Source organism: Bradyrhizobium sp. A5 (assembly GCF_042076515.1).
In the GTDB taxonomy this organism is placed as follows: Bacteria; Pseudomonadota; Alphaproteobacteria; order Rhizobiales; family Xanthobacteraceae; genus Bradyrhizobium; species Bradyrhizobium cosmicum.
Map to the genome: position 1 here is coordinate 1,276,429 of NZ_CP148990.1, position 19,753 is coordinate 1,296,181.

Below are 19,753 nucleotides of genomic sequence, written 5' to 3' on the forward strand. Positions count from 1 at the left end.
AGCTCGGGTCCCACCCCGGTGCTTATTCACAGGACCCCTGCGTCAAGACGCCGGAAGCTCATCCGACTGGCTCGTTTTTCCTGGCCGGTAGGACTGACCCGCCCCAAAGCAATGGCTATTTCGGCAATTTCATTTGGGACAGCTATACGTCGTTCGATCCGCAAGCCAAAACCGCAATGTTCTGCTGGAATCAGATCAGGGTGACGGAGCGCCCCGGCACAATCACACCTGCGGCACAACACTGCTCGACCGCAAAGTTGGATGAGTAGCGGTGCGTTGCATATAAGAGTCCGAGCAAGAGCACGCCACTTCGTTCATCTACAATTCCTCGGTGCCAGCCGATTGTCACCTGATGACATAGTGCACGACGCCGCGCTCGGCCGAGCCGCTGCCGTGCATCGGACATGCCGTCAGATAGCTCGCCCGTCCGATAAGGATTGTCTCGCGACATCCACGGCAGCTTGGAAGCGGACGCGAGTTGGCTCTCTCAAACGACCTAGTTGGAAGTGGCTTGCCATCCTGTACAGGATGGCCTCGTCTGAGAGACGAACGCGGATGAACGGCAATGCCAGGCTCGCAAGCTCAGCGATGGGTGTGTCCGCATGAGACCGAACTTCCGGTTGGCTCTCCCGGTAGCTGACCAAACGGCCCTCAGGCGAATTGTCAGCCCAAATCACGGCGCGACCGTCCTCGTGGGTCTTGCGGTACTTTTTACCCAGAACCTTCGAGACGGCGTTCTGTATGCGATCGCCGGATCGCTGGAATCCATGCGCGCGCGCGATACGAACGACCAGCACGTCCTCGTAAATCGGAGCTTCCTGTTTCAGAGCGGATTCCACCATGCTCCTGAGAATGGGCTCGTATTCGCGGTCGTAGAACCGCGACGGGTCGGGGCGGATCCCGAGAAGTGGAAAATTCGTGGGCGCATAATGATTGCCGTTCCGCCGGGGAGAGGCGGAGGCAACATCGTCCGGGTCCGAGCGCTGTGCATCTCGTTCTGGATCAGGCACCACTTGCGTCTGCTTGCGCGCTGCGATGTCGCCGGGTCCCTCGCTTGCGATTCCATCGTTCAGTTGGGCGACGATGTCGCAGACACGATCCAGGTATCGACCCTTCTCGGCAGGATTCGTGCCTTGTCGAAGATATCCTGGGACCTTGTCGAACCACTGGCTGGGATCCGTGAACCTCTGTCTTACGAAGGTCTCTATCATCGCCTCGCGCAGAATGGATCGATGAGGCTCCCAATCGGCCATCTCGATCGCAATTACCTGGTCTCGAAGCCGGCGCAGTGCCTCGATGCATTCCGGTTCTTCAGTCAGGCAGTCTGGCTCGAATGCTCGATCTTCGGGCGCGACCGCCAACGGTGCCTCATGTGACCCTTCTGCTTCGGTCGCGGTGTCCGTGACCGGCAATTCCGGTTCGGCCGTTTCGGCGGGTTGATCGGACCCTTCCGTTGAGATGGTGTATTCCGCCTCGTCCGGCGCGGGCCTGCGGCGAAGCGCCTCCAGCTTTTCGATCAATCGATCGGTCTGAAGCCCAGGATTTCCAAACCAGTCCGTGGACCACACCCGGAGGATTTCCCAACCCTTGTCGTTCAGGACCTCCTCTCTGAGGCGATCTCTGTCGCGAGCGCTCTTGCTGCTGTGATACGCCGCACCGTCGCATTCGATTCCGGCCAGGTAGCGCTCGGGCGAATCAGGATGGCGAATGCCGAGGTCGATCTTGTAACCCGATACGCCGACCTGATAGTCGACGACGTAGCCGCGCGCGCGGAGCCGATCGGCGACTTCGGTCTCGAAGTCGCTGTCGGGCTCCGGGTCGCCACTCGTCTTGGCGGCAACCCTGCCTTTGGTTTCAGCATACTCCAGATATTTCTGGAGGACGTGGACGCCTTCGGCGCTGTCCGGCTTGGGTTTGATATCGGGTGATCCGAATGAACAGAACAGTCCGATGCGCGTGCGGGCGCGAGAGAACAGGACGTTCAATCGCCGGTGTCCCTGCTTGCGGTTGATCGGCCCGAAGCGCTGCTTGAGGGCGGTCGTCCCGGGTTCGGGGCCGTAGGTCATGGATATGAAGATGAAGTCGCGTTCGTCGCCCTGTACGTTTTCCAGATTCTTGACGAACAGATCCTCGCCTTTGCTCGCCACCTTCTCACGGTACTGCTCGACCAGCACGTCGTCCGCGACCAGCCGATTCAATTCCTCCTGGATCAGATCGCGCTGCTGAATATTCAGCGCCACGATGCCTAGCGACGGGATCTCGCCCTCGTCGCGGGCGGCGTGGTGCCGCATGAAGGTGATCGCCTCCTCCGCCACGCGGCTCGCCTCCACGGGATTGCACCTGGCCTGAAACGTGCCGGGGATCCGGACGAGATCGATCGAAAACGATGCGGGCTTCGAGGCCGGGAAAGTGATGAGCTCACGTCCGTAAAACTGCTCGTTGGAGAATCTGATGAGGCTCTCGCAGCGGCTCCTGTAGTGCCACCGTAGCGCGCGCCGCTGACCGAACGTCTTTTGACAACTCTCGAGGATGGATTCGTCATCGAGGTCCTCGATATCCTCGTCGTCATCGGCTCCCTCTCCTGAACGCGAGAAGAAGTCGGTCGGCGGCAATTGCTTCTGGTCGCCCACCACCACGATCTGCTTCGACCTCAGCAGCGCGCCAAGGGCGTCCTCGGGGCGCATCTGCGATGCCTCGTCGATGACGAGGATGTCGAAATCGAGTTTGTCCGCCTTCATGAACTTTGCAAGCGAGAGCGGAGACATCATGAAACACGGCTTGATGGCCTGTATGGAGTTTCCGGCCTGAGCCAGCAGGGTCCGTACGGGAACAAACCCCTTCTGTTTGCCGATTTCATTGGAGATCAGAGCCATTTCGGTCCAAGACTTTCGCCTCCCGAAATTCGATCCCGCAAGCGGCATCTTCGTCAGAAGTTTCGCCTTGATGCGCAATCGGTCGTCCCTGATCTTGGAGCGATCCTTTTCTGCGAACTGCTTTCTGCGCGTTTCGAGAGATGAGCCCGTATTCTTTTGAAGCGCCTCGGCCGATCGCGTCGCAAGCGTGGCTCCACGGCGGGAGACGACCGCTTCGAGCAGGTGAGGCAGATGAAGAGGAGCGATGCGTTCGTTGTCCGCGCACGCGAGAAATTCGCCGAGCCCGAGCGACGTGAGCTCCCGCCGCTCCTGACACAGACCGAGAAATTCGGGAAGCTCTTCTCTGCGATCGAGAAGTGTCCGCGCCTTTTCCGCGACCAGATCTGGCTCCGACCTACCTAGATCGGCAAAGCCGAACTCGGAGCGGAGGACTTCCAGCCGGCTGCCGTACGTCCGCAGCGGGCCCGCTGCGCTCTTGACGAGGGAAGTCAGCCGGACGAATTCGACCGCCGCTTCCGGAGAGGTCAGCCGGCGGGCCAGTGAAGGCGGAAGCGCGGTTTGCCTCGTCGCCTTCAGCCATTCGAGCGCGGTGAACGCCTCTTCGATGCCGTTAGAGGAACTGCAGATGCGATGAACCTCGTTCCCCAGAGAGGATTGCTCGAGGGCTTGGGCCAGCCTCCTTCGCTCGATCTCCAGCGTAGCTGCGGCCGACAATTCTTTCGCGGAAACCTTGAAATCCTTCAGTAAGCCTAGAGGGTCGATAGAGGCGACCCGCTCCATTTTTGCAATCTCATCGGTCAGGGTGGCAATCATGAGATCGACTATTCGGTCGGCTATGCTGCCCGGTCGTGCCGCGATTTCTTGCAGTAACGTGGTCGCCGCCGGTGCGAAGGAGTGAAGGCGCGAAGTGTCCTTTTCCGGTACGTGAAACAGACGGACGGCCGCATCCTGCCCCGCCTGATCGACGAGGTATTTCCGGACTTTGATGCCGTAATCGATGAGACGAAACTTGGTGTCCAGGCCGAGCCAACTCTTGCCCAGCAGCCTCTCGGCCTCGTCGTCCGACTCGAACTTTTCGATCGCATCCACATGACGGGCCAAGGCGAGCAACTGCGAGGCGGGGTCCGCGGAATTCGCGAGGCCCAAACGAGCGACGAGATCGCGAGCCGGCTTCGCCGCGCCTCTGATGGTCGCCAGCGCGCGGCCAAGACTTCCTTTGCTGAGCAGTTCCGATGCACTGCGCAGCACGCTTGACGTGGGCCAGGCGGCACCACCGTAGGCGCCCAGGTCGCGGCGCCATCCGGTTTCGTTCGTGAGCAGATCGCTCCACTGCTTGAATAGTGCGTTGAACGCGGACTCGTCGATGTTCTGGTTCAGATAGACCGCGGATCTATGCTCTTGGGCGATCTTGGTCGAAGCGATGATGGCTTTCGCGACCGAACCGAGCGCCGCTACCGAACATTTTGTATCGAGGCCGAACATCTCCAGCACGGGGCAAAACTGGTCGATGGCGGCTTTGAGCCGACGATCATTGCTGGCAGTTTCCGTCGCGATCGCCGTCAAGGCGGCGGGCGTGTTCTCCAGGAACGCCTCCTGCAGCGGCAGTTCGCCGAGGGCAACCGCCGTCTCGAGGGCCTCGATCTTGGGCGTTCCAATCGATGGATATGTCCTGAGCGACGTCTCCACATGATTGAGGAGCCGCCGCCGATCCAAATCCTTGCTGAGCTGATCCTGATCAAGGTTCGCGATGGCTCCGACCCGCGCGGGAGGAGGTGTTTTGAGTTCCTCGCCGGCATGAACAGCGGCACTCAATGCGCTCAGGGAGTCCACGTCGAAATCGGAGTTTTCCCGGATGCATGAAGCGAGAGATATGGCTGCCTCTTCCGCCTGACGGAGGCAGTCGAACAATTCATCGATCCGCCCAGTCGGGACGTTTTGGGCTCCCGCGCCCATCCATGGCGAATCCGCAGGGTGCCCGAACGATCGTTGAAAGGTATCGCTTGTCTCGGCGAAGCGATCGAGCCGCTCCTTTGCGTCGGAAAGACGGTCGGCGTCATTGAGTAGATCGTCGGGTAGGGGCACGCCGGAGAGGCTGCTGGAAGCCTCCGAAATTGATGCCGAACTGCGAAGGGCCCGCCAGATCAGGTCGAATGTCGTCCGTCCGCTCGGCTGGACCGAGTGCAGCGCTTCCAGATATCGGGTTATCTCGGCTCGATTTTCGTGAAGGGAACGACCGGGAGACGGAGGGGGCCCGGCGGCAGCCACCTTCAAACGCTTGTCCAGACTTGCCAACACCGCCTTCGGAGAAGCCTTCTCCGAATGCAGCTCGAGACAGAATTCGCCCAGATTTGCTCGTTCAAGCCGACGTTTCACGACATCCAGGGCAGCCTGCTTTTCGGCAACGAAGAGGACCGTTTTGCCCACCGCCAAAGCGTTGGCGATGATGTTGGCGATCGTCTGCGATTTTCCCGTTCCAGGCGGGCCATGAATGACCAGATTCTGGCCCTTCATCGCATCTATGAGCGCACTGTGCTGCGAGGCGTCGGCATCCTGAATCAGGAACGGCGCAATGGTCTCGAACTGCGGATCGTCGATAGAATAGTCGGCCGGATCGCCAAGAACGAGAGCGCCGTCGCCGCTCCGGTCGGTCCCTTTCAAAATCGCTCCGACCAGCGAATGATTCACCGGGTCCTGCGCCCAGTTCTCCGGGTTGAGGTCCGCGTAGACGGCGAAGCGTCCGAAAGCGAAATGACCGAGAACCATCCACCGGTGAATTTGCCATCGGTTGAGTCCCTGGATCGCTTCCTTGACCCCTTCGAAGTATCCCTCGATGGAGGCAATACTTTCCTCTTCGCCGGCTTCGAAAGACGGAAGTTTGCGATGAAACGCAGCGTTCGTCTCGAGGAGTTTCTGTAGGCTCAGATTCGTCTCTGCCGCGCCCTCGCTCGCCGAGAGAGAATAGACATTTTTTCCGTACTGCTTCTTCATCTCGACCTTGACCGGAAGAAGCAACAGCGGTGCGAAAGCCTTCTTGTCGGACACGTCCGACTCGTACCATTCCAGAAATCCGAACGACAGGAACAGGGTCGAGATACCCATTTCCTGCTCCGAGAGCTTCGCATCGGCGACGATCTTCCCCATGATCCGCTCAAGCTCGTCCGGAAACTTGAGAGTCTGGAGCGCCGTGTCGCTGTGCGAAGGTTTGGTTTTTGCCGGTCCGAGCTCGAAATTCGGATCGATGCCGATCCTGCGCGCGTGCTCCGCCCTATTCAGTTCGGCCTTTTTGGGCCTCGGCGGCAGGCCGAACTCTTCGCGGACGTGGTCGCGCAATTCGCGCTCCAGCTTGGCAAGCTCGAACTCGTCGTCCCGGCCCGCGCTTTCGAGGGCCTCAAGCTTCGTCAGATACTCGAGATGTGAAACTTTCGCGTGCTCGAGCGCGGCCGCGAACTCCTCCGTTTTTTCCTCTGGGGGGACGTCTTCAGGTTCTTCGAGAGGCTCTATCCGAAGCGTTGCTTCCTCCACGATCAGCTTCTTATAGATCTCGTCGATCACCTCGTCGACGATCTGCAGATGACGCTTGGATCTGGTGCTGAGGCTGTAGTTCAGCATCCGGTTCTTCTTGGAGAGATCAAGCAGTTTGAGCCGGAGGCGTCCGTAGACCTCCGTCAACCGCCCGTGCTCACCCAAAGCGTCCATCCCCGACCGATCCCCCATAGTGCCCGGATTCCGATTCCAAGCGTTCCGATGCAGCTAAACGGCAGGTCTCGCCGCTCTTTCACGCTCTCGCTTTTTCAGCCAGTCCCGTACCGCGGCCTCCACCGCATGCGATATCTTGATATCGTCTTCCACGGCAGCGACCTTGACGGACTTGACGACGGCCTCGTCCATGATGACCAGCACCTGCCTCTTGCCGACAGGCGCACGCGGTCGGCTCGGACTGCCGGTATTCTTCGGTGATGCCATCACAAGCCCAAGTTGTAGCCTCCCTGTAACCTGCCATGGGTGAATCGACCATTCAATAGTGTCCGTGTGTTTATAGTACGATGGTTTAGCTTGCCGTCGCGACTCGATACGCATCACGTCAATCGGCGCGGGGTCCCGACGCCGATCGGCGAGCTAAGCTATTGACCTACCAAGCGGTGGAGGGGCGATCTTGAAGGCCTTTTCACAGATCGCGCTGCTGCAGAACGAGATGCCCTTTCCGAAACCGGTGCGGCTCCTGGGAGTCCCGCTCTCTTCGCTGCAGGGCGAAAAACAAGAAGAGCCGCAACTTGGACTGCCGATCTGACGACTTCGGCAAAATTTATTGACGCGAACGCGAATCCCCGCCCGGCGGGAGAAGCCTGCCTACTTGATGAAGCGGCCTTTTGCCGGCGTACGCTTGATCGGCCAGAAATATTCAGCTTCCACGCCGCGTCCACTGTGCGTGAAACCAAACTTTCCGCCTAGCTGTTCGACGGCGTGATGACACATTGCGAATCCATGCGGCTCCATCGAATACGCATTGAAATGATCGTCGGCCGAATTCGTACAGACCATTATCTTCAGCGCGTCATCCTGGACCGTCGCATCCACCGTGACGCTTCCTCCTGCGGACGTCATCTCGCGAACGCCAGCAACTGTCCGTATGAGAACGGCCCTGAACGCTCGTTCGTCAGTCTTGACCAGGTGACGCTCGAGATTGCCCATTTCGAAATAATGCCCGGAATGCCTGTTGGAGTACGCCATATTGGTGAGTGTATCTTCCACGATGGTCGCCGGCACGAACTCGTCCATCGCCGGAATCGGCGCTACATTCAGAACGTCTGGAACACTTACTATATCCCTCATCAGGGCGCGGAGCCGCTCAGCTTGGTCGACTATTCCTGCAAGATATTCTTCGTTAGGCCTCTTGTCGTAAGCGATCATCCCTTTTGACATTGCCGCCACTGGAAAGAGGTTCTGCGCAAGGCTGATGATCGAATTTATCGGCGTGAAGACGTCCTGGCGGAGCATCGACAAAATGCCCAGTCCGTATTCAACCGAACCAGAACCGTGATGCGGGATAACCGGCAACGTATTCCTGACATGAGCCTTCTGGAGCCTGCTCAATTCGCCCAAAAGAACGCGCTCGCGGCGCATGTAGTCCTCGAGGCGCTTCTTGTAGACCGTGACCTCGAAGCCGAGCCAGAGAGACTTTCCGTCCTTCTCATACTCCTTGATCTGAAAGGTCCTTCCGTTTTTGAGGTCCACTTCGTCAGGTGCAATTTCGTCGGGGCCCGAAATTCGCTCCGCCAAGGTCTTCCTGACAAAATCGACAGGCTTCGCTTTCATACGGTCCACATTGGACCCGAAAAGACTCGCGAAATTCGCATCGCAGCTCACGACCCCGCGATCGTTGTCGCTGATCGCAATCGCGCAGTTCGTATCGAGCCAGATACGGCGGACGACCTCTAGAGATGTGTCGTCGTCGAACACGGGCGTGGGAGACGGAGCGGCCGGAATGCTCCCGCCGCCTGCGGCAGGCAGATGCGAGACTTGCATCCTGCCCGCGTCAGTGATGCTGACCAGGACCTCCCGCCCTTCGGTCTGCCTGTTGACTAGTCCAGAGGCAGCCAGATTCGCCAGTATCCGTGAGAGGTTCGCGTCACGGAGCTTGGTCTCTCGAAGTATCCGCGAACGCTCCACGGGTACATTGCTTCTCGCCAGTATCTGCAGAATTTGGGCATCGTGCTTGCGGGCCTTCACGACGCCCGGAGCGTGCAGTTCCGCAAAACGTCCCGACTGTTCGAGCAGGTCTGCAAGCACGGTGAAGCGCTCGAAGATCGGCGACTTCTTCATGCGCAGCAGTTGCCGTACGCGGAGGATGACGTCGCTCCACTGGTCAAGCTGGATACCCTTCTCGCGACTGGCGACAAAATTCCAGACGACTTCGCGGAGCGCCTCATAGGCGCCTTCCGCGGTGTCGTCGCTGTAGCTGTCTGCGAGAAGCTGGCGGAGGTACGAAAATGCCTCGCTGGGCTGTACGGAGGCCGTGGAAACCGCCTCCAGTTTCATGGCCCAAGAGGCGGGTGAAACATCGCTAGACATTGAAAATACAGCCATTTCCTGAAAATATGAGCCGCAGGATAGCTACTCCACGTTTCAGAACCATTTACATCGGGAATAGGTTGCACATGTCAAGTGTAAACTATTGTTAAATATCATAAACCCTCCAAGGGTCCTTTGTCGCAAGGGCGGAGAGTTCGGGTACTGCCTTGTCCGTACGGGCGAGGACGAAGCCTAGCGGATCATCGGCCCTCGGCTTTTCGCGATGAAGCTGCTGGACGACCAACGAGCGGCACTTCAGCTTGGTTAGTATCTCGGTCGAGCGCTGTATGTGGCTTTGCATAGTGCTCTCCTCCCCGCAGGACGGCACCACGACGTAGTCCGTGTCCAAGTCCAGGTATGGCGGGTCCTCGCACAGATTGCAGAAGTCGAGGCAGATGCCGAAGGCGAAGACCGCCTCCTCCAGCACCAGTACCTGGAGTTCGCTACCCAGTTCGATCGCCTCCCGGGACGTCCCCTCGTTGAAGCTGAACAGTTTGCGGTGCTCCGCGATGACGCCGCCATACCCGTTCAGCACCGTGCAGACATTGAACACGCGACCGTCTCCTTCGACCGCATGACGAGAGCCGGCGACGATCATGCTGAGCGTGCAGTCGCCGGAAGAGCTTTCCGAAAGCCCGGTCTCGATCCGCTGCAGCGTGGCGGAGCTGATGGTGAGTTCGGGATATACGATGGCCGCGCAGTGGCGCCTCGAGGCGTCGCTTATCTGTGCAAAAATAGTCTCGACTTGCCCGGTAGCGGTCGCATCGACGACGATGAAGCCGTCGCCGTCCACCTTCCTGAAGTCGAAGCGCATGCCCTCGAACAAGCCGGCGCCCATCGAAAGGCCGATGCCGCCGGCCTTGCGTTCGCGTCCCCGCGGATCGTCGGGCATCTCCAGCTTCACGTCGAGCCCGTTGATCGTCTTAGGAATCAGGCGGGCCCTGCTAAGGCCACGCCGCCGGAACGAGTCCCCGGTCTTCGCGGTCCGATGGATGCCGCCCCACATGAGCACGTAAGCCTGCTCATTCTCGAATACCGCAGTAACGCTGGCGGATCGACGGGCCGGCGCCCCGCTCGAGAGCAGAAACAACTGCTTCTCAAGAGCCCGCAGCCTTACGGCGACGGAAAAGAGCAAGTTCTCTTTTTCCCGGCGGGTTTTCGCGGATACCGGAGCCAGCGTAAAAATGTCTTCCGGCGGCAATGCCTCCGCTTCGCGTTCCAGGCGGTCTTCCTCGAAGGCCCTGTACAAGTCGCGTACGGCCGACGGTGCGCCATCGATCAAGCGCCACACGCCGTACAACGCATTTCGCGTACCCGCTATGCCCTCGCCGATCTGACCGGCCGCACTCAACGTCCTGAAGACTTCGTCACTCCAAGCCATCTCCCCCAAATGCCTTTTCTTTCAATCGAATCCGTATGCCAATGGTGAACGATGCAACAGATAAGCCCGAAGAATCAACCTCCAATGGCATTGCCGCGGCGCGGCCGCCCAGCCGGAAATCCGGTAGTGAGGTGCGGTTTTACGATCGGTACCGTGCTGGATGTCGACGGCGGCAATCGATGAGCGATCCGATCGCTACGTCGCTCGACGGCGGATCACCCTGAAGGCGGCGCGGCAGGTCGGCGACATCCTCAAATACGTTCCGGATGGTATCACGCCAGATCCGCGATATAAATTCTACGTGTGAGATCGGAAGCGCTCGCCTGCCGAACCGGAGCATCGATGGAAGCCTACAGCGACGGCGTCGCCAGCATCAGACATCACGAGACCGGCCGGATCTACGAGATCGAGGGCGATGAGCTCGATTGGGAAATCGTCGACGGCGACGAACGACAGATGGGTCCGGAATTCCACCACGAGGCCGTCTTCGAGCACCCCGAGTTGGGCAAGATCGTTTGGGGTCTTTGGGAATACCCCGTAGGCGTCGAAAACTATCGGAAGACGGATGCGGGGCCCCACGAAGTCGTCGAGGATCTCGACTACGGACTCATTCATACCCGCGACGACAGCGACGACTGGTTCGAGCCCCCGCCGCCCGACGATCCGTTCATGGTCTTCATGGATTCGTATCACGGCAGCAGCGACCTTCTCGCGCAAAGCGGCTCCGACGACGGCGGCCATCTCGTCAACCGACTGGTGTTCTCGCACCAGGTCACGGCGCTGGAGGCCTACCTGGGCGACACTCTCAAGAACGAGGTATTCCGCGACCGGCAGGCGATGCAGCGGCTGATCGATCGGGATTCCGACCTGAAGAGCCGAAAGTTCACGCTCGCGGAGATGGCGGCGGACCCGCAGCTGATCGAGCGGATCGTGCGCGAACACCTACAGGGGATCATGTACCACAATCTCCGGAAGGTCGACGTCCTCTACGGGATCGCGCTCGAATTCGGGATACTGAATCTGGCGGCAGACAAGGATTCGCTGTTCGCCGCGGTCCTCCTCCGGCACGATTGCGTCCATCGGAACGGATCCGACAAGGACGGACAGGAACTGAAGGTCTTCACCAAGACGTTTGTGCAGCGGACGGCTGACACGATGAGGGATCTCGTGCAAGGCATCGAGCAGGCGGTTCTCGCCCGTCGAACGCCGCCCAGCGCGACGCCTTGAACATGGGACGATCGGAGAAGATTTCGATGATCACCGTCGCAGACATCCAGAAGGACTTCCCGGACTGGCCCGCCGGCGTGATCGAACCCTGGTTGATCGAGTTTGCCAACGATCCGGACATGGGGTGGCCTCCGCCCGAGCCGTACGGCGACCACCGTTGGGGAAGGCTGCTCGGACAACGTCCCATCTCGTGGTGGAAGAACGTCACGTGGACGCTGGAGAAGACGGACTGCGGCTTCGATGGCCTCACGCCGAAGGCGAAGGCGGACGTCATGGATATCCGCAAGGAGATGGAGGGCGGCAAGCCAAGCCCGACCACGAAACGACGCTGGGACAACCTGTTCCGCTACATCCTCAACGACGGCTCGTTCCCAGTCTCGCCGGTCGTCATGCTTCGGCCGGAAGGCCTGAGCCCGATCGACGGGACTCACCGGATGGCGGTGCTGAGCGGGCTTCACCTGATCCCCGAGGCAGCCTTCGCCGCGAAGAAACTGGCGAAGCCGTCGAACGATCAGAACGTCTGGATGGGCAAACACAAGGACGGCGAGCTTCCGAACGGTCAGTGAGACGGCCACCTCGACGGTGCGCGCGGAGCCAGAACCGGGCCGTTTCCAGTCACCTCGAAATTGGCCGAAAAATGCGGTTTTTCGGGCTGAAAAGGTGGTACACAGCAGGTGTCGCAAGCCTTCGCCGGCTTTTTAAGGAATGCCTTATTTTACGGTGTTTTTGGAGCTTCCGCAGTCGGCGGTCGGGAATCCCTCCCTCTCCGCCATAATAAAACGGCTTCGAGAAAGCCCCGTAAAATAACGCCTTTCTGCACGCCCGGGTTCGCCAGTGTAGCCCCGGAGTGTAGACCAAGTGAATTGATGCTCCTTGTTGCGAGATAGGCACATTCACCGATCACGAAGCCGCGTGATCATCCACAACGCGTTCCTCTGCAGAGCGCACTCGCATCCTTCGCGGGCACTAAGGTGACCTCGGTGATCTACGCGCTCAAAACTTCCGGCGGGATGGAGTATCCATGTCGAATGACAGGACCGAGAGAGTCGCGCCCTATTACGCGAACCGTTCGCCTGATTAAACCATAAGTGAGAAGAACATCCACAACTGCATTCGAACAGTTCGGAGATGCCCCGCGAGCGACGCGCTCAAATGCCTGGAGCACATCGTTGAAAAGGCAGTCGCAGGGGTGGCTTTCAGTGACCATTGTGCACTCCTCCACAAAATAAGACTCACATGTGAGCGAAAAATGCAAGGAAAAGGGAATGGGAGGCTGTTGAAATAACAGGATCGTTGAACTACTTCTGGTCGCCGGCACTGCTATTTACTGCTGATGCCTTCATACGTGCTATCCGGGGTTTGGTCCGCCGAGCGACTGGCCGGTCGACTTCGGAAATTGAGCGCCTTGGCAACGGGAGCGGACGCCAGCGCTGACGCCACCCCTCTCCGTAATTATTGCCATCATTGGATCTGGTCTGACCGCCGCCGAAGGGGCGCGCGGGTCGTTGTCGCATGTCGTATATAGACGACAATTCGGATCGCCAGCGCGCCATTGTCGGATTTAGACGACATCTGCCCGGCTGCGATTACGGGTCGGGAGGGCAGCTAACTGGCCTTAGCTTCCCACTATCGCACGCTATCTTACACCTCAGCGACGCTGTGATGTCGCCAGCGTTAGTCGTGACGCCCGTCACGCGAACGGCAAAAACCTCGACACCCCCCGTTACCCACCCCCAAGAGTAGCGCAACCTCCGATCAGGCCCGGCGCTTGCGCGCGGTGGCCGCGATGCCGGCTTCGGTGATGCGCAGCGACTCCTTACCGTCGACGTCGACGAAGGATTCGAGGTGCGGCGCCAGCATCTCCATGACGGGATCCGGGATCTCGCCGCTGTAGGTCGACGCGAAGGCCCCCGTCAGCGTCTTGCCGCCGCCCTCGAACATGACGCGGCGATCGCGGATGCGTGCGCTGTTGAACGTCAGAACCCCGGCGATCTTGCGCGCCTTCAGCTTGTGGCGGGCGGCCTCGAGCTTTTCCGGCGGCGTCACCTTCGGCCTGGCGAACATGTCATCGACCGTGATCGCCGGGAGCGCCGCCGCGGCGGCCTGGCCGGCCTCCGTCAGCGTCCAGTTCTGGATTCCGCGCGTCTCGCAGTCGCTCGGGTAGTTCAACTCGTCGGAGGTGTGCTCGATCATGCCGCCGTCCCGCAGGCGGCGGGTGCACGGCCAATCCATGTATCGGCGCCGGCCGTCCGGATGCTCGATGTACCAGTGCCCGAACGAGTTGCCCCAACCTGCAGAGTTACCGTATAGGTATCGGAATGCCAGTCCGTCGCGCAGCGCGACCAGGATGCGGCCGTCGTCCTTGCGGCTCATGGGGCGGCTCCCGCGTCGAGGCGGGAGAACACGTCACGGGCCGCCTGCTGGATCGTTCGGTTGAGGATCTCGAGATCGTCGGCATCGAACACGATGCGGCCGACGACGTAGCGAACGCCGCCGTCCTCGACGGCCCACGCACGCACCGCCGCGAGCTCTCCGGCCGCCTCAATATACGGCGGCCAGCTGGAGTCGCTCAGTCCGCAACGATTACGCATCGCCGTGATGGCGCCACGCAAGTCCTTATCGGCCAGTATCTCGGCCGTTGCGACCGGGTACTCGCGCGGATCGAACATCGTCATCTGCATCTTCATCGGCCCTCAGTAGGGAATATCGTCCGGCATGATCACCACGTTCGTGCGCGGACGCGGCTGCGGCGGCAGTGCCGGCGCGTTCGGCGTCTTCGTCGGGCCGGCAAGGCGGCTCTCCGGAGCGCGGGACGGCGGCGGCAACGGGGTGGTCGACTTCGGCCTCGGGGGCGGAGTCGGCGTCGGGTAGCCGCTGCCGCTGGGGTGTCGATCGCACGGCGGCGACGGAATAAATGTCGGGCGCGGGCGGGGGCCGCCAGCCGGCCGCATGAAGACCTTGGCGCGCTCCGACGGTCGCGGCATGAACGTCGTCGGCGCGCGGGGCGGCGCAGCGAGCGGGGCCGTCATCAGCAGCCGGCCGTCCTCGTCGTGCTGGCCGGCGGCCTCGGGCTCGACGAACTTGACCTCGACCGGCTTGGCGGCACCGTAGCGCGTGTGCGCAGGCGGGAAGCGACCGGGCTTCGTGTACGGCGTCATCAGGCAGCCTCCTCCAGTTCGGCGATGAGTTTCGCGTGGTAGACGCGGTAGCGCTCGCCGTCGTCGCTGAACTCTTGCTCGATGCGGCACTGTTCGATGTAGCGCTCGTTCTGCGCGACGCTGACGGCCGTGCCAGCGGCGGAGATGTGCTTGGCGCGCGCATCGAGCGCTTTCTGCGCGGCGGTGGTCGCGTTCTCCAGGACCACCAGCAGCGCGTTGATTTCATCGCTCGATAGATCCTCGCGGTCATACGTGTCGCGCAGATCCTGCTTGTCGACGCCAAGCGCCTTCGCGGCGGCGCGGCGCCAGTTGCGGGGCGCGATGGCGCGGAACGTCTTCTCGATCAGCTGCCAGTGCGGCGTCATGTTCAGTCCTGCTTTCCGTACGCGACCTTCGCCGCTTCGATGTATTCGATGTGAGCCAGCAGCCTCTTCTGCAACCGGCGCAGCGCGCGCACGCGGCGTTCGCTCTGCAGGCGCTCGTGCGCGATCAGATGCAGCAGGCGGACGTCGATACCGACGGGTCCGCCGAGCGCTTGCCGTCAATCAGTCGGTGCAGATGACGGCGGCTCATTGCGATGCCGCTGGCGAGCGGCACGCGCCAGCCGCGCTCGCCAAAGGCGGCGGTGCCGACCATCCGCAGCCGCAGCGACTGGGCCTCGGGGATACCGGGGACCGTCTCGGGGGGCGGGCGGCGGTTGCTCATCGGACGACCTCGCCGCCGCCGGCGCGGGCGGAGAAGCCGCGAGCGATGCCCTTCCGGACGCCCGCGCGATAGGCGATGATCAGTGACGGCACGTATTCGTCCGGCACGTCGCGGCTGACGAGCAGGACCGCGCCTTCGGAATCCTTGATCGTCATGAAGCCGCGGCCTGTCTCGGGAGCTACGGCGCGGTGGATCGTGTAGACGTCGCGCTCCTCGCCGATCTCGATGTCGTGCTCCGTGACGACCAAACCCGTGCGCGTCGGGACCGGCGTCGGCCAGCGGCGGATGGGGACGATTTTGCTGCGTTCGGTCATCAGGCGCACACGTAGTAGTCGGGGTTGCGCTTGCAGGTCGGGCAGATGCGCTCGCCCGGACCGCTCGAGAAGAAGATGCGGCCGCAGTCCCACTTGTTGATGCACTGGCGCAGCTTCGCACCGCGCTTCGGCGTCGACTGGATCGCGCGGACCCGCATACGGACGGCGTTGACGTGGCGGTCGAGCTCGCCGGCCATCACGAGCAGCTGCTGGTGGGTCGGTTCCGGGTACTCTTCGAGCAACGACGTCAGGACATCGTCGTCGTGCTGCGTCCAAGACGACGCCTTGATGCGCAAGCGGCTCATGTGGGCGACGACGGCGCTCTCGGAGCGGTCGAGCGCGATAGCGATCCCCTCGACCGACATGCGCGGCGTCGCCATCGCCATCTCGATCAGCTGGCGCTCCTCGTCGAGCGTCCAGCGCGCTGCTTCCTTAGTGGGGGCGGCGGTGACGGTATCAAGCATTGGCGCGAGCTCCGATCATCATGCGGCGGAGGCTCGCGATCTGCAGGCCACGGGCTGCGGCGGCGTCGCGCTCGCTGTCGAGCAGGGCGATCAATTCGCCGTCGACGTCGCGGACCGGCTCCCACGCGCCGGTCATCCAGCCGTGCAGGGTCGCGCGACCGATGCGGAGGCCGGCGGCCAGGCGGCGCCGCCACTGGGAGCCGTAGAGCGTCGTGCCGACGAGTTCCAGTCGGCCGGGGAGATCCTTGGGAAACGCGGTCTTACGCAAAATCGCATCCTTCGTTAACGAAAGCATGGAACACATAATGTACAGTGTGGTGACTGTTGTCTACCTCGAATCCTTGCCGTTGAGAGGGCGGGTTGCGCCTTGCTGATCGGTCGCGCAGTCTGCGGGCTCGCAATCAACGGAGGAAGACGATGCGTTCAGTAATTTCTACCATCATGTCGGCGTTCAAGGCGCTCGCGCGCGTCGGTCTGGCGCTGGTTTCCGCGCCGTTCCGGATGCTGTCCGGCGCCGTCGGGCCCGTAACGCGCGAGCCGATTCCGGAGGTCGCGCCGCCGGTCGAGACGACGCCCGAGGCGCCGGTGGATCACACCGAAACGTACCGCAAGATCGCGATCGCGCTGCAGGGCTGGGCGGCGGAATCGATCCTCGCCGACGAGCCGCAGCCCGTGCCGACCTCCTGGCCTCGCAGCGTGCAGGTCTGGGCGCAAGGCCTCGATCGCGAAGAGGCGTTCGCGATCATCGACGCACCGGAAAGCGCGGTTGTCGGCCATATTTCGAGTCTTTTCGCGATGCCGCGCGTGCGCGCGCTGCAGTCGTTGAGGACCGCGAAATGGGCGAAGCAGGAGCCCATGTCGGACCCCTGCAGCGCCGTCCCCGGTCTTGCTGCTACCGCGGCAGCGCTCTGACCAGCGCGATCTTGGCGTCGCGCTTCAGGCGCTCGTTCTCCAGAGCGAGCGCCTGGATCTCGCGACCCATGGTGATCTGATCGCGGGCGCGGAGGAGTTCGCTGAGCTTCAGCGCGGCGCGCAGCTGCTGCTCGGTCCAGGCATCGTAGTTCGCCTGCTGCGCCATGCGGTAGTTCGCGAGACCGGCTACCAGAGCGGCGCCGAGGGCCAGCGATCCGCCGACCGCCCCGGCGCCGAACGCGGTGGTGTCGAAGTTAGTGTGAGAGCCTCCAGCAGTCGCCATCGTGGTCTCCTCTGTTGCTTGTACAGGAGATGTACATGTATTGTTGACACACTTATGGCATGCGGAGTATAGATGCATCGTTAATCGAATCCTTCGAACTCGAAGGAACCGTCGTTTTCTCGGAGAGGCTACCGATGAACGAGAAGTTCAAGACGCCGGCGGACGACCTGACCGCGCTGCCGCCGTCCGAGTTCGGGCCGCGTGGCTACGACAGCCCCAATGTTGGTTGCGAGGGCATGCCGTCGGATCCGGCTGAATTGCCAATCATGACCGTCGAGCAGGTTCGCGAGCGCATCGCAGCGACCGTGTTGGTGATGGAAGCGTTGAAGTTGAGCGACGGCGAGACGTCGTACATCAACCGCGCGATCGATCTGGTGCGCGAAGCCTACTGCAACGTCACCGCGCACAGCGCCGGCGTGATCGCCCGCGACATGTGCGATGAGGTGCAGTACCGCGCCGCCGCCGAGTATCGCCGCTGATGAGAACGCCGTCGGACGAGCGCGTGTACCAGGTGCTCGCCGAGTGGAGCGGGCACGCCGCGTGGGCGGCCAAGCGGCTGCGCTGTCCGCTGACGACGGTCCACGAAGCGATCTGGCGTCTCGTTCAGCGCCCGCGGCGCCCGGAGCCGGTCGACGTCGATTTCGAAGCCCGCAAGCACCGCGCGCTCGCTGAGCTGTCGCGGTTGGAGATCGTGCGATGAGGACTTTCTATACTGGGGATTCTCATTTCGGGCACCGTTCGATCATTGACCTCGCTAACCGCATCGATCCGTCGACCGGTGAGCGCTTCAGCGACATCAACAAGCACGACGCCCACATGATCGACATGTGGAACGCGACGGTCGCGCGCGGCGACCGCGTAATCCACGTCGGCGACTTCGCGCATCGCTGCGATCCGAAGCGGTTGCGCGCGATCTTTTCGCGCCTGAACGGATCTAAATTCCTCGTCATCGGCAACCATGACGGTAAGGATACTCTGGAACTGGGTTGGGCGGCTCCGCCGCAGCACCTGCTGAACGTCCGCGACGACGTCAGGGTCGTCGCCTGTCACTACGGTCTGCGCGTATGGCCCGGCGCCCGTCGCGGCGCGCTTCACGTCTACGGCCACTCGCACGGCAGGCTGCCGGGAAACTCACTGTCGCACGACGTCGGAGTCGACTGTTGGGATTTCAGGCCGGTCACACTGGCCGAGATCCGCATGCGCCTCGCGATGCTGCCGGCTCCTGTCGACGGGGAGATCGCTGATCCGGAGCCGGATTCCAACGATGGAGTGACGCCGTGAGCATGCGCTACTACGTCATTGATGAGCGCATGCTGAGCCCCAGCTGGTTCGGCGGCGACCGGGTTCCTGAGATCGACGCGCGAGGCCGCCTCCTCAACAACGACTTCATGCCGGGGCAGAATGTGCCGCCGCCCGGGACCAAGATGGTCAAGGTCTGGCGCAAGTCGCCGGGTGAGGCCAACTCGACGGCCTGCGCGGTCCCGCTCGAAGACTTCGAAGAGAACGAGCGCCGCGAGCGAGCCGCTCAGGAAGCGGCGCGCGCGGCGGAACGCGAGCGAGAGGTGCTCAAGGAAGCGGTTCGTGTACAGATCGCGAAGGACTTCAACGCCGCGCTGGAGATCCCGGCGCGCTGGGATCCGGCGTTCAAGGTGTCGGTGAACGCCTGCGGCCGCGGCTATGGCTCCGGAGCGCGGAGCAACGCGGTTGATCATGTCCTGCTGCGCGAGGATCTGTCGATCGGACGCGTCAAGCGCAAGGCAGGCGATCTGCTGTGCGAGGCCAGCCCGGAATGGGTGGACGATTCCGACCGGAAGAAGGTCTACCCCGTCACCTGCAAAGTGTGCCTGCGCATCGCGAAGCGCTGGAAGGGGGCGTCATCACTATCTCGATCTTCAGCACCCCGCAGCTGCCCCGCGGCCGCGTTATCGTCGTCCAGGACGGCATGGTGGTCGCCGACGGCATGCTCGACGATCTCATCACCGTGGACGAGGACGACGCTGTGCATTCCGACATCTACCTGCATCCGGACGACGCCGCCGATTTCGACGCGTGGTGCCGGGCGCAGCGCAAACGGAGGCTGAATTGAAGGGATTGTTTTGGGTCTACGCTCTGGTGCTGGTCTGCGCCGGCGCAATCACTTTCTCCGTTTCGAAGCAGATGGGCGACGAAGCGAAGGCTGCGGTCGAGGCCAACGGCTTCACCGAGGTGGTGCAGCATGGCCGGGCCTGGTGGGGCTGCGCGAAGGACGACACCGTGTCCGACCTGTTCACTGCCAAGGCGCCGAACGGCAAGGATGTCGAGGTCGTCGCGTGCGGCGGCGTGTTCTGGAAGGCGTTCACCGTGCGCATCCGCAAAGTTTGGTAAGAG

At 61.8% G+C, this 19,753-nt stretch carries 21 protein-coding genes and 1 pseudogene; 9 read left to right on the forward strand and 13 right to left on the reverse strand.

The features are described from left to right. Positions 1–410: 410 nt before the first annotated feature. Both WHZ77_RS05935 and WHZ77_RS05940 read right to left on the reverse strand, forming a co-directional pair. The gene (locus tag WHZ77_RS05935) at positions 411–6,569 is read right to left on the reverse strand and encodes a DUF3320 domain-containing protein (RefSeq protein ID WP_375312819.1); all 6,159 of its coding nucleotides are present in this window, start codon (positions 6,567–6,569) and stop codon (positions 411–413) included. A gap of 54 nt (positions 6,570–6,623) precedes the next feature. Next, positions 6,624–6,836 (reverse strand): hypothetical protein, encoded by a 213-nt coding sequence (locus WHZ77_RS05940; RefSeq protein ID WP_375312820.1) that lies wholly within the window; start codon positions 6,834–6,836, stop codon positions 6,624–6,626. A gap of 214 nt (positions 6,837–7,050) precedes the next feature. Here WHZ77_RS05940 and WHZ77_RS05945 point away from each other — a divergent pair. Continuing rightward, positions 7,051–7,161 (forward strand): annotated as a pseudogene (locus WHZ77_RS05945) (DNA polymerase IV); the annotation flags it as partial. A gap of 59 nt (positions 7,162–7,220) precedes the next feature. Here the strand turns inward: WHZ77_RS05945 and WHZ77_RS05950 are convergent. Further along, on the reverse strand, positions 7,221–8,942 hold the full coding sequence (locus WHZ77_RS05950; RefSeq protein ID WP_375312821.1) for a winged helix DNA-binding protein: 1,722 nt from the start codon (positions 8,940–8,942) through the stop codon (positions 7,221–7,223). Between the two features lie 106 nt (positions 8,943–9,048). After that, positions 9,049–10,323 carry a hypothetical protein gene (locus tag WHZ77_RS05955; RefSeq protein WP_375312822.1) on the reverse strand — a complete coding sequence of 425 codons (1,275 nt, stop codon included), beginning with the start codon at positions 10,321–10,323 and terminating at the stop codon, positions 9,049–9,051. A 342-nt stretch (positions 10,324–10,665) separates the two neighbouring features. Between WHZ77_RS05955 and WHZ77_RS05960 the strand changes: the two genes are divergently transcribed. Together WHZ77_RS05960 and WHZ77_RS05965 are read left to right on the forward strand one after the other, a co-directional pair. Further along, the gene (locus WHZ77_RS05960; RefSeq protein ID WP_375312823.1) at positions 10,666–11,550 is read left to right on the forward strand and encodes a hypothetical protein; all 885 of its coding nucleotides are present in this window, start codon (positions 10,666–10,668) and stop codon (positions 11,548–11,550) included. Positions 11,551–11,576: 26 nt separating this feature from the next. Beyond that, on the forward strand, positions 11,577–12,116 hold the full coding sequence (locus WHZ77_RS05965; RefSeq protein WP_375312824.1) for a hypothetical protein: 540 nt from the start codon (positions 11,577–11,579) through the stop codon (positions 12,114–12,116). Between the two features lie 1,189 nt (positions 12,117–13,305). Here WHZ77_RS05965 and WHZ77_RS05970 read toward each other — a convergent pair. The 8 genes from WHZ77_RS05970 to WHZ77_RS06005 all read right to left on the reverse strand — a co-directional run bounded on the left by WHZ77_RS05970 (position 13,306) and on the right by WHZ77_RS06005 (position 16,459). Next, on the reverse strand, positions 13,306–13,923 hold the full coding sequence (locus WHZ77_RS05970) for a hypothetical protein (protein ID WP_375312825.1): 618 nt from the start codon (positions 13,921–13,923) through the stop codon (positions 13,306–13,308). Beyond that, on the reverse strand, positions 13,920–14,237 hold the full coding sequence (locus WHZ77_RS05975) for a hypothetical protein (RefSeq protein WP_375312826.1): 318 nt from the start codon (positions 14,235–14,237) through the stop codon (positions 13,920–13,922). Before WHZ77_RS05975 ends, WHZ77_RS05970 begins: the two co-directional genes overlap by 4 nt. A gap of 6 nt (positions 14,238–14,243) precedes the next feature. Beyond that, positions 14,244–14,708, reverse strand: a complete 465-nt coding sequence (locus tag WHZ77_RS05980) for a hypothetical protein (protein WP_375312827.1) — start codon at positions 14,706–14,708, stop codon at positions 14,244–14,246. Continuing rightward, positions 14,708–15,073: a hypothetical protein gene (locus WHZ77_RS05985; protein WP_375312828.1), complete on the reverse strand. Its 366-nt coding sequence runs from the start codon at positions 15,071–15,073 to the stop codon at positions 14,708–14,710. The genes WHZ77_RS05980 and WHZ77_RS05985 overlap by 1 nt, the downstream gene beginning before the upstream one ends. A 124-nt stretch (positions 15,074–15,197) precedes the next feature. Then, positions 15,198–15,413, reverse strand: coding sequence for a hypothetical protein (locus WHZ77_RS05990; protein WP_375312829.1), 216 nt, complete (start codon positions 15,411–15,413; stop codon positions 15,198–15,200). Then, complete coding sequence (locus WHZ77_RS05995; protein ID WP_375312830.1) at positions 15,410–15,727, reverse strand: hypothetical protein; 318 nt, start codon at positions 15,725–15,727, stop codon at positions 15,410–15,412. The genes WHZ77_RS05990 and WHZ77_RS05995 overlap by 4 nt, the downstream gene beginning before the upstream one ends. Continuing rightward, the gene (locus tag WHZ77_RS06000) at positions 15,727–16,191 is read right to left on the reverse strand and encodes a hypothetical protein (protein ID WP_375312831.1); all 465 of its coding nucleotides are present in this window, start codon (positions 16,189–16,191) and stop codon (positions 15,727–15,729) included. Before WHZ77_RS06000 ends, WHZ77_RS05995 begins: the two co-directional genes overlap by 1 nt. Then, positions 16,184–16,459 carry a hypothetical protein gene (locus WHZ77_RS06005; protein WP_375312832.1) on the reverse strand — a complete coding sequence of 92 codons (276 nt, stop codon included), beginning with the start codon at positions 16,457–16,459 and terminating at the stop codon, positions 16,184–16,186. The genes WHZ77_RS06000 and WHZ77_RS06005 overlap by 8 nt, the downstream gene beginning before the upstream one ends. A gap of 149 nt (positions 16,460–16,608) precedes the next feature. On the opposite strand from WHZ77_RS06005, the gene WHZ77_RS06010 reads away from it, so the two are divergent. Further along, complete coding sequence (locus WHZ77_RS06010) at positions 16,609–17,103, forward strand: hypothetical protein (RefSeq protein WP_375312833.1); 495 nt, start codon at positions 16,609–16,611, stop codon at positions 17,101–17,103. Here WHZ77_RS06010 and WHZ77_RS06015 read toward each other — a convergent pair. Continuing rightward, the gene (locus tag WHZ77_RS06015) at positions 17,084–17,386 is read right to left on the reverse strand and encodes a hypothetical protein (RefSeq protein WP_375312834.1); all 303 of its coding nucleotides are present in this window, start codon (positions 17,384–17,386) and stop codon (positions 17,084–17,086) included. The two genes, WHZ77_RS06010 and WHZ77_RS06015, sit on opposite strands and share 20 nt — an antisense overlap. Positions 17,387–17,520: 134 nt before the next feature. Here WHZ77_RS06015 and WHZ77_RS06020 point away from each other — a divergent pair, with 134 nt between their 5' ends. The 5 genes from WHZ77_RS06020 (at position 17,521) to WHZ77_RS06040 (ending at position 19,750) form a co-directional block, all read left to right on the forward strand. Beyond that, the gene (locus WHZ77_RS06020) at positions 17,521–17,865 is read left to right on the forward strand and encodes a hypothetical protein (RefSeq protein ID WP_375312835.1); all 345 of its coding nucleotides are present in this window, start codon (positions 17,521–17,523) and stop codon (positions 17,863–17,865) included. Then, positions 17,865–18,086 carry a hypothetical protein gene (locus WHZ77_RS06025; RefSeq protein ID WP_375312836.1) on the forward strand — a complete coding sequence of 74 codons (222 nt, stop codon included), beginning with the start codon at positions 17,865–17,867 and terminating at the stop codon, positions 18,084–18,086. Before WHZ77_RS06020 ends, WHZ77_RS06025 begins: the two co-directional genes overlap by 1 nt. 116 nt (positions 18,087–18,202) lie before the next feature. After that, entirely contained in the window at positions 18,203–18,667 is a 465-nt protein-coding gene (locus WHZ77_RS06030; protein WP_375312837.1) for a metallophosphoesterase, read from the forward strand. 2 nt (positions 18,668–18,669) lie between these two features. Next, positions 18,670–19,467, forward strand: coding sequence for a hypothetical protein (locus tag WHZ77_RS06035; RefSeq protein WP_375312838.1), 798 nt, complete (start codon positions 18,670–18,672; stop codon positions 19,465–19,467). Position 19,468: 1 nt separating this feature from the next. Next, positions 19,469–19,750 (forward strand): hypothetical protein, encoded by a 282-nt coding sequence (locus WHZ77_RS06040; protein WP_375312839.1) that lies wholly within the window; start codon positions 19,469–19,471, stop codon positions 19,748–19,750. The last annotated feature ends 3 nt before the right edge of the window (positions 19,751–19,753 follow it).

Excerpts from the sequence above, each read along its gene's own strand:
- WHZ77_RS05935 (WP_375312819.1), bottom strand. The coding sequence starts at position 6,569 with ATGGACGCTTTGGGTGAGCACGGGCGGTTGACGGAGGTCTACGGACGC.
- WHZ77_RS05940 (WP_375312820.1), bottom strand. The coding sequence starts at position 6,836 with ATGGCATCACCGAAGAATACCGGCAGTCCGAGCCGACCGCGTGCGCCT.
- WHZ77_RS05950 (WP_375312821.1), bottom strand. The coding sequence starts at position 8,942 with ATGTCTAGCGATGTTTCACCCGCCTCTTGGGCCATGAAACTGGAGGCG.
- WHZ77_RS05955 (WP_375312822.1), bottom strand. The coding sequence starts at position 10,323 with ATGGCTTGGAGTGACGAAGTCTTCAGGACGTTGAGTGCGGCCGGTCAG.
- WHZ77_RS05960 (WP_375312823.1), top strand. The coding sequence starts at position 10,666 with ATGGAAGCCTACAGCGACGGCGTCGCCAGCATCAGACATCACGAGACC.
- WHZ77_RS05965 (WP_375312824.1), top strand. The coding sequence starts at position 11,577 with ATGATCACCGTCGCAGACATCCAGAAGGACTTCCCGGACTGGCCCGCC.
- WHZ77_RS05970 (WP_375312825.1), bottom strand. The coding sequence starts at position 13,923 with ATGAGCCGCAAGGACGACGGCCGCATCCTGGTCGCGCTGCGCGACGGA.
- WHZ77_RS05975 (WP_375312826.1), bottom strand. The coding sequence starts at position 14,237 with ATGAAGATGCAGATGACGATGTTCGATCCGCGCGAGTACCCGGTCGCA.
- WHZ77_RS05980 (WP_375312827.1), bottom strand. The coding sequence starts at position 14,708 with ATGACGCCGTACACGAAGCCCGGTCGCTTCCCGCCTGCGCACACGCGC.
- WHZ77_RS05985 (WP_375312828.1), bottom strand. The coding sequence starts at position 15,073 with ATGACGCCGCACTGGCAGCTGATCGAGAAGACGTTCCGCGCCATCGCG.
- WHZ77_RS05990 (WP_375312829.1), bottom strand. The coding sequence starts at position 15,413 with ATGAGCAACCGCCGCCCGCCCCCCGAGACGGTCCCCGGTATCCCCGAG.
- WHZ77_RS05995 (WP_375312830.1), bottom strand. The coding sequence starts at position 15,727 with ATGACCGAACGCAGCAAAATCGTCCCCATCCGCCGCTGGCCGACGCCG.
- WHZ77_RS06000 (WP_375312831.1), bottom strand. The coding sequence starts at position 16,191 with ATGCTTGATACCGTCACCGCCGCCCCCACTAAGGAAGCAGCGCGCTGG.
- WHZ77_RS06010 (WP_375312833.1), top strand. The coding sequence starts at position 16,609 with ATGCGTTCAGTAATTTCTACCATCATGTCGGCGTTCAAGGCGCTCGCG.
- WHZ77_RS06015 (WP_375312834.1), bottom strand. The coding sequence starts at position 17,386 with ATGGCGACTGCTGGAGGCTCTCACACTAACTTCGACACCACCGCGTTC.
- WHZ77_RS06020 (WP_375312835.1), top strand. The coding sequence starts at position 17,521 with ATGAACGAGAAGTTCAAGACGCCGGCGGACGACCTGACCGCGCTGCCG.
- WHZ77_RS06025 (WP_375312836.1), top strand. The coding sequence starts at position 17,865 with ATGAGAACGCCGTCGGACGAGCGCGTGTACCAGGTGCTCGCCGAGTGG.
- WHZ77_RS06030 (WP_375312837.1), top strand. The coding sequence starts at position 18,203 with ATGATCGACATGTGGAACGCGACGGTCGCGCGCGGCGACCGCGTAATC.
- WHZ77_RS06035 (WP_375312838.1), top strand. The coding sequence starts at position 18,670 with ATGCGCTACTACGTCATTGATGAGCGCATGCTGAGCCCCAGCTGGTTC.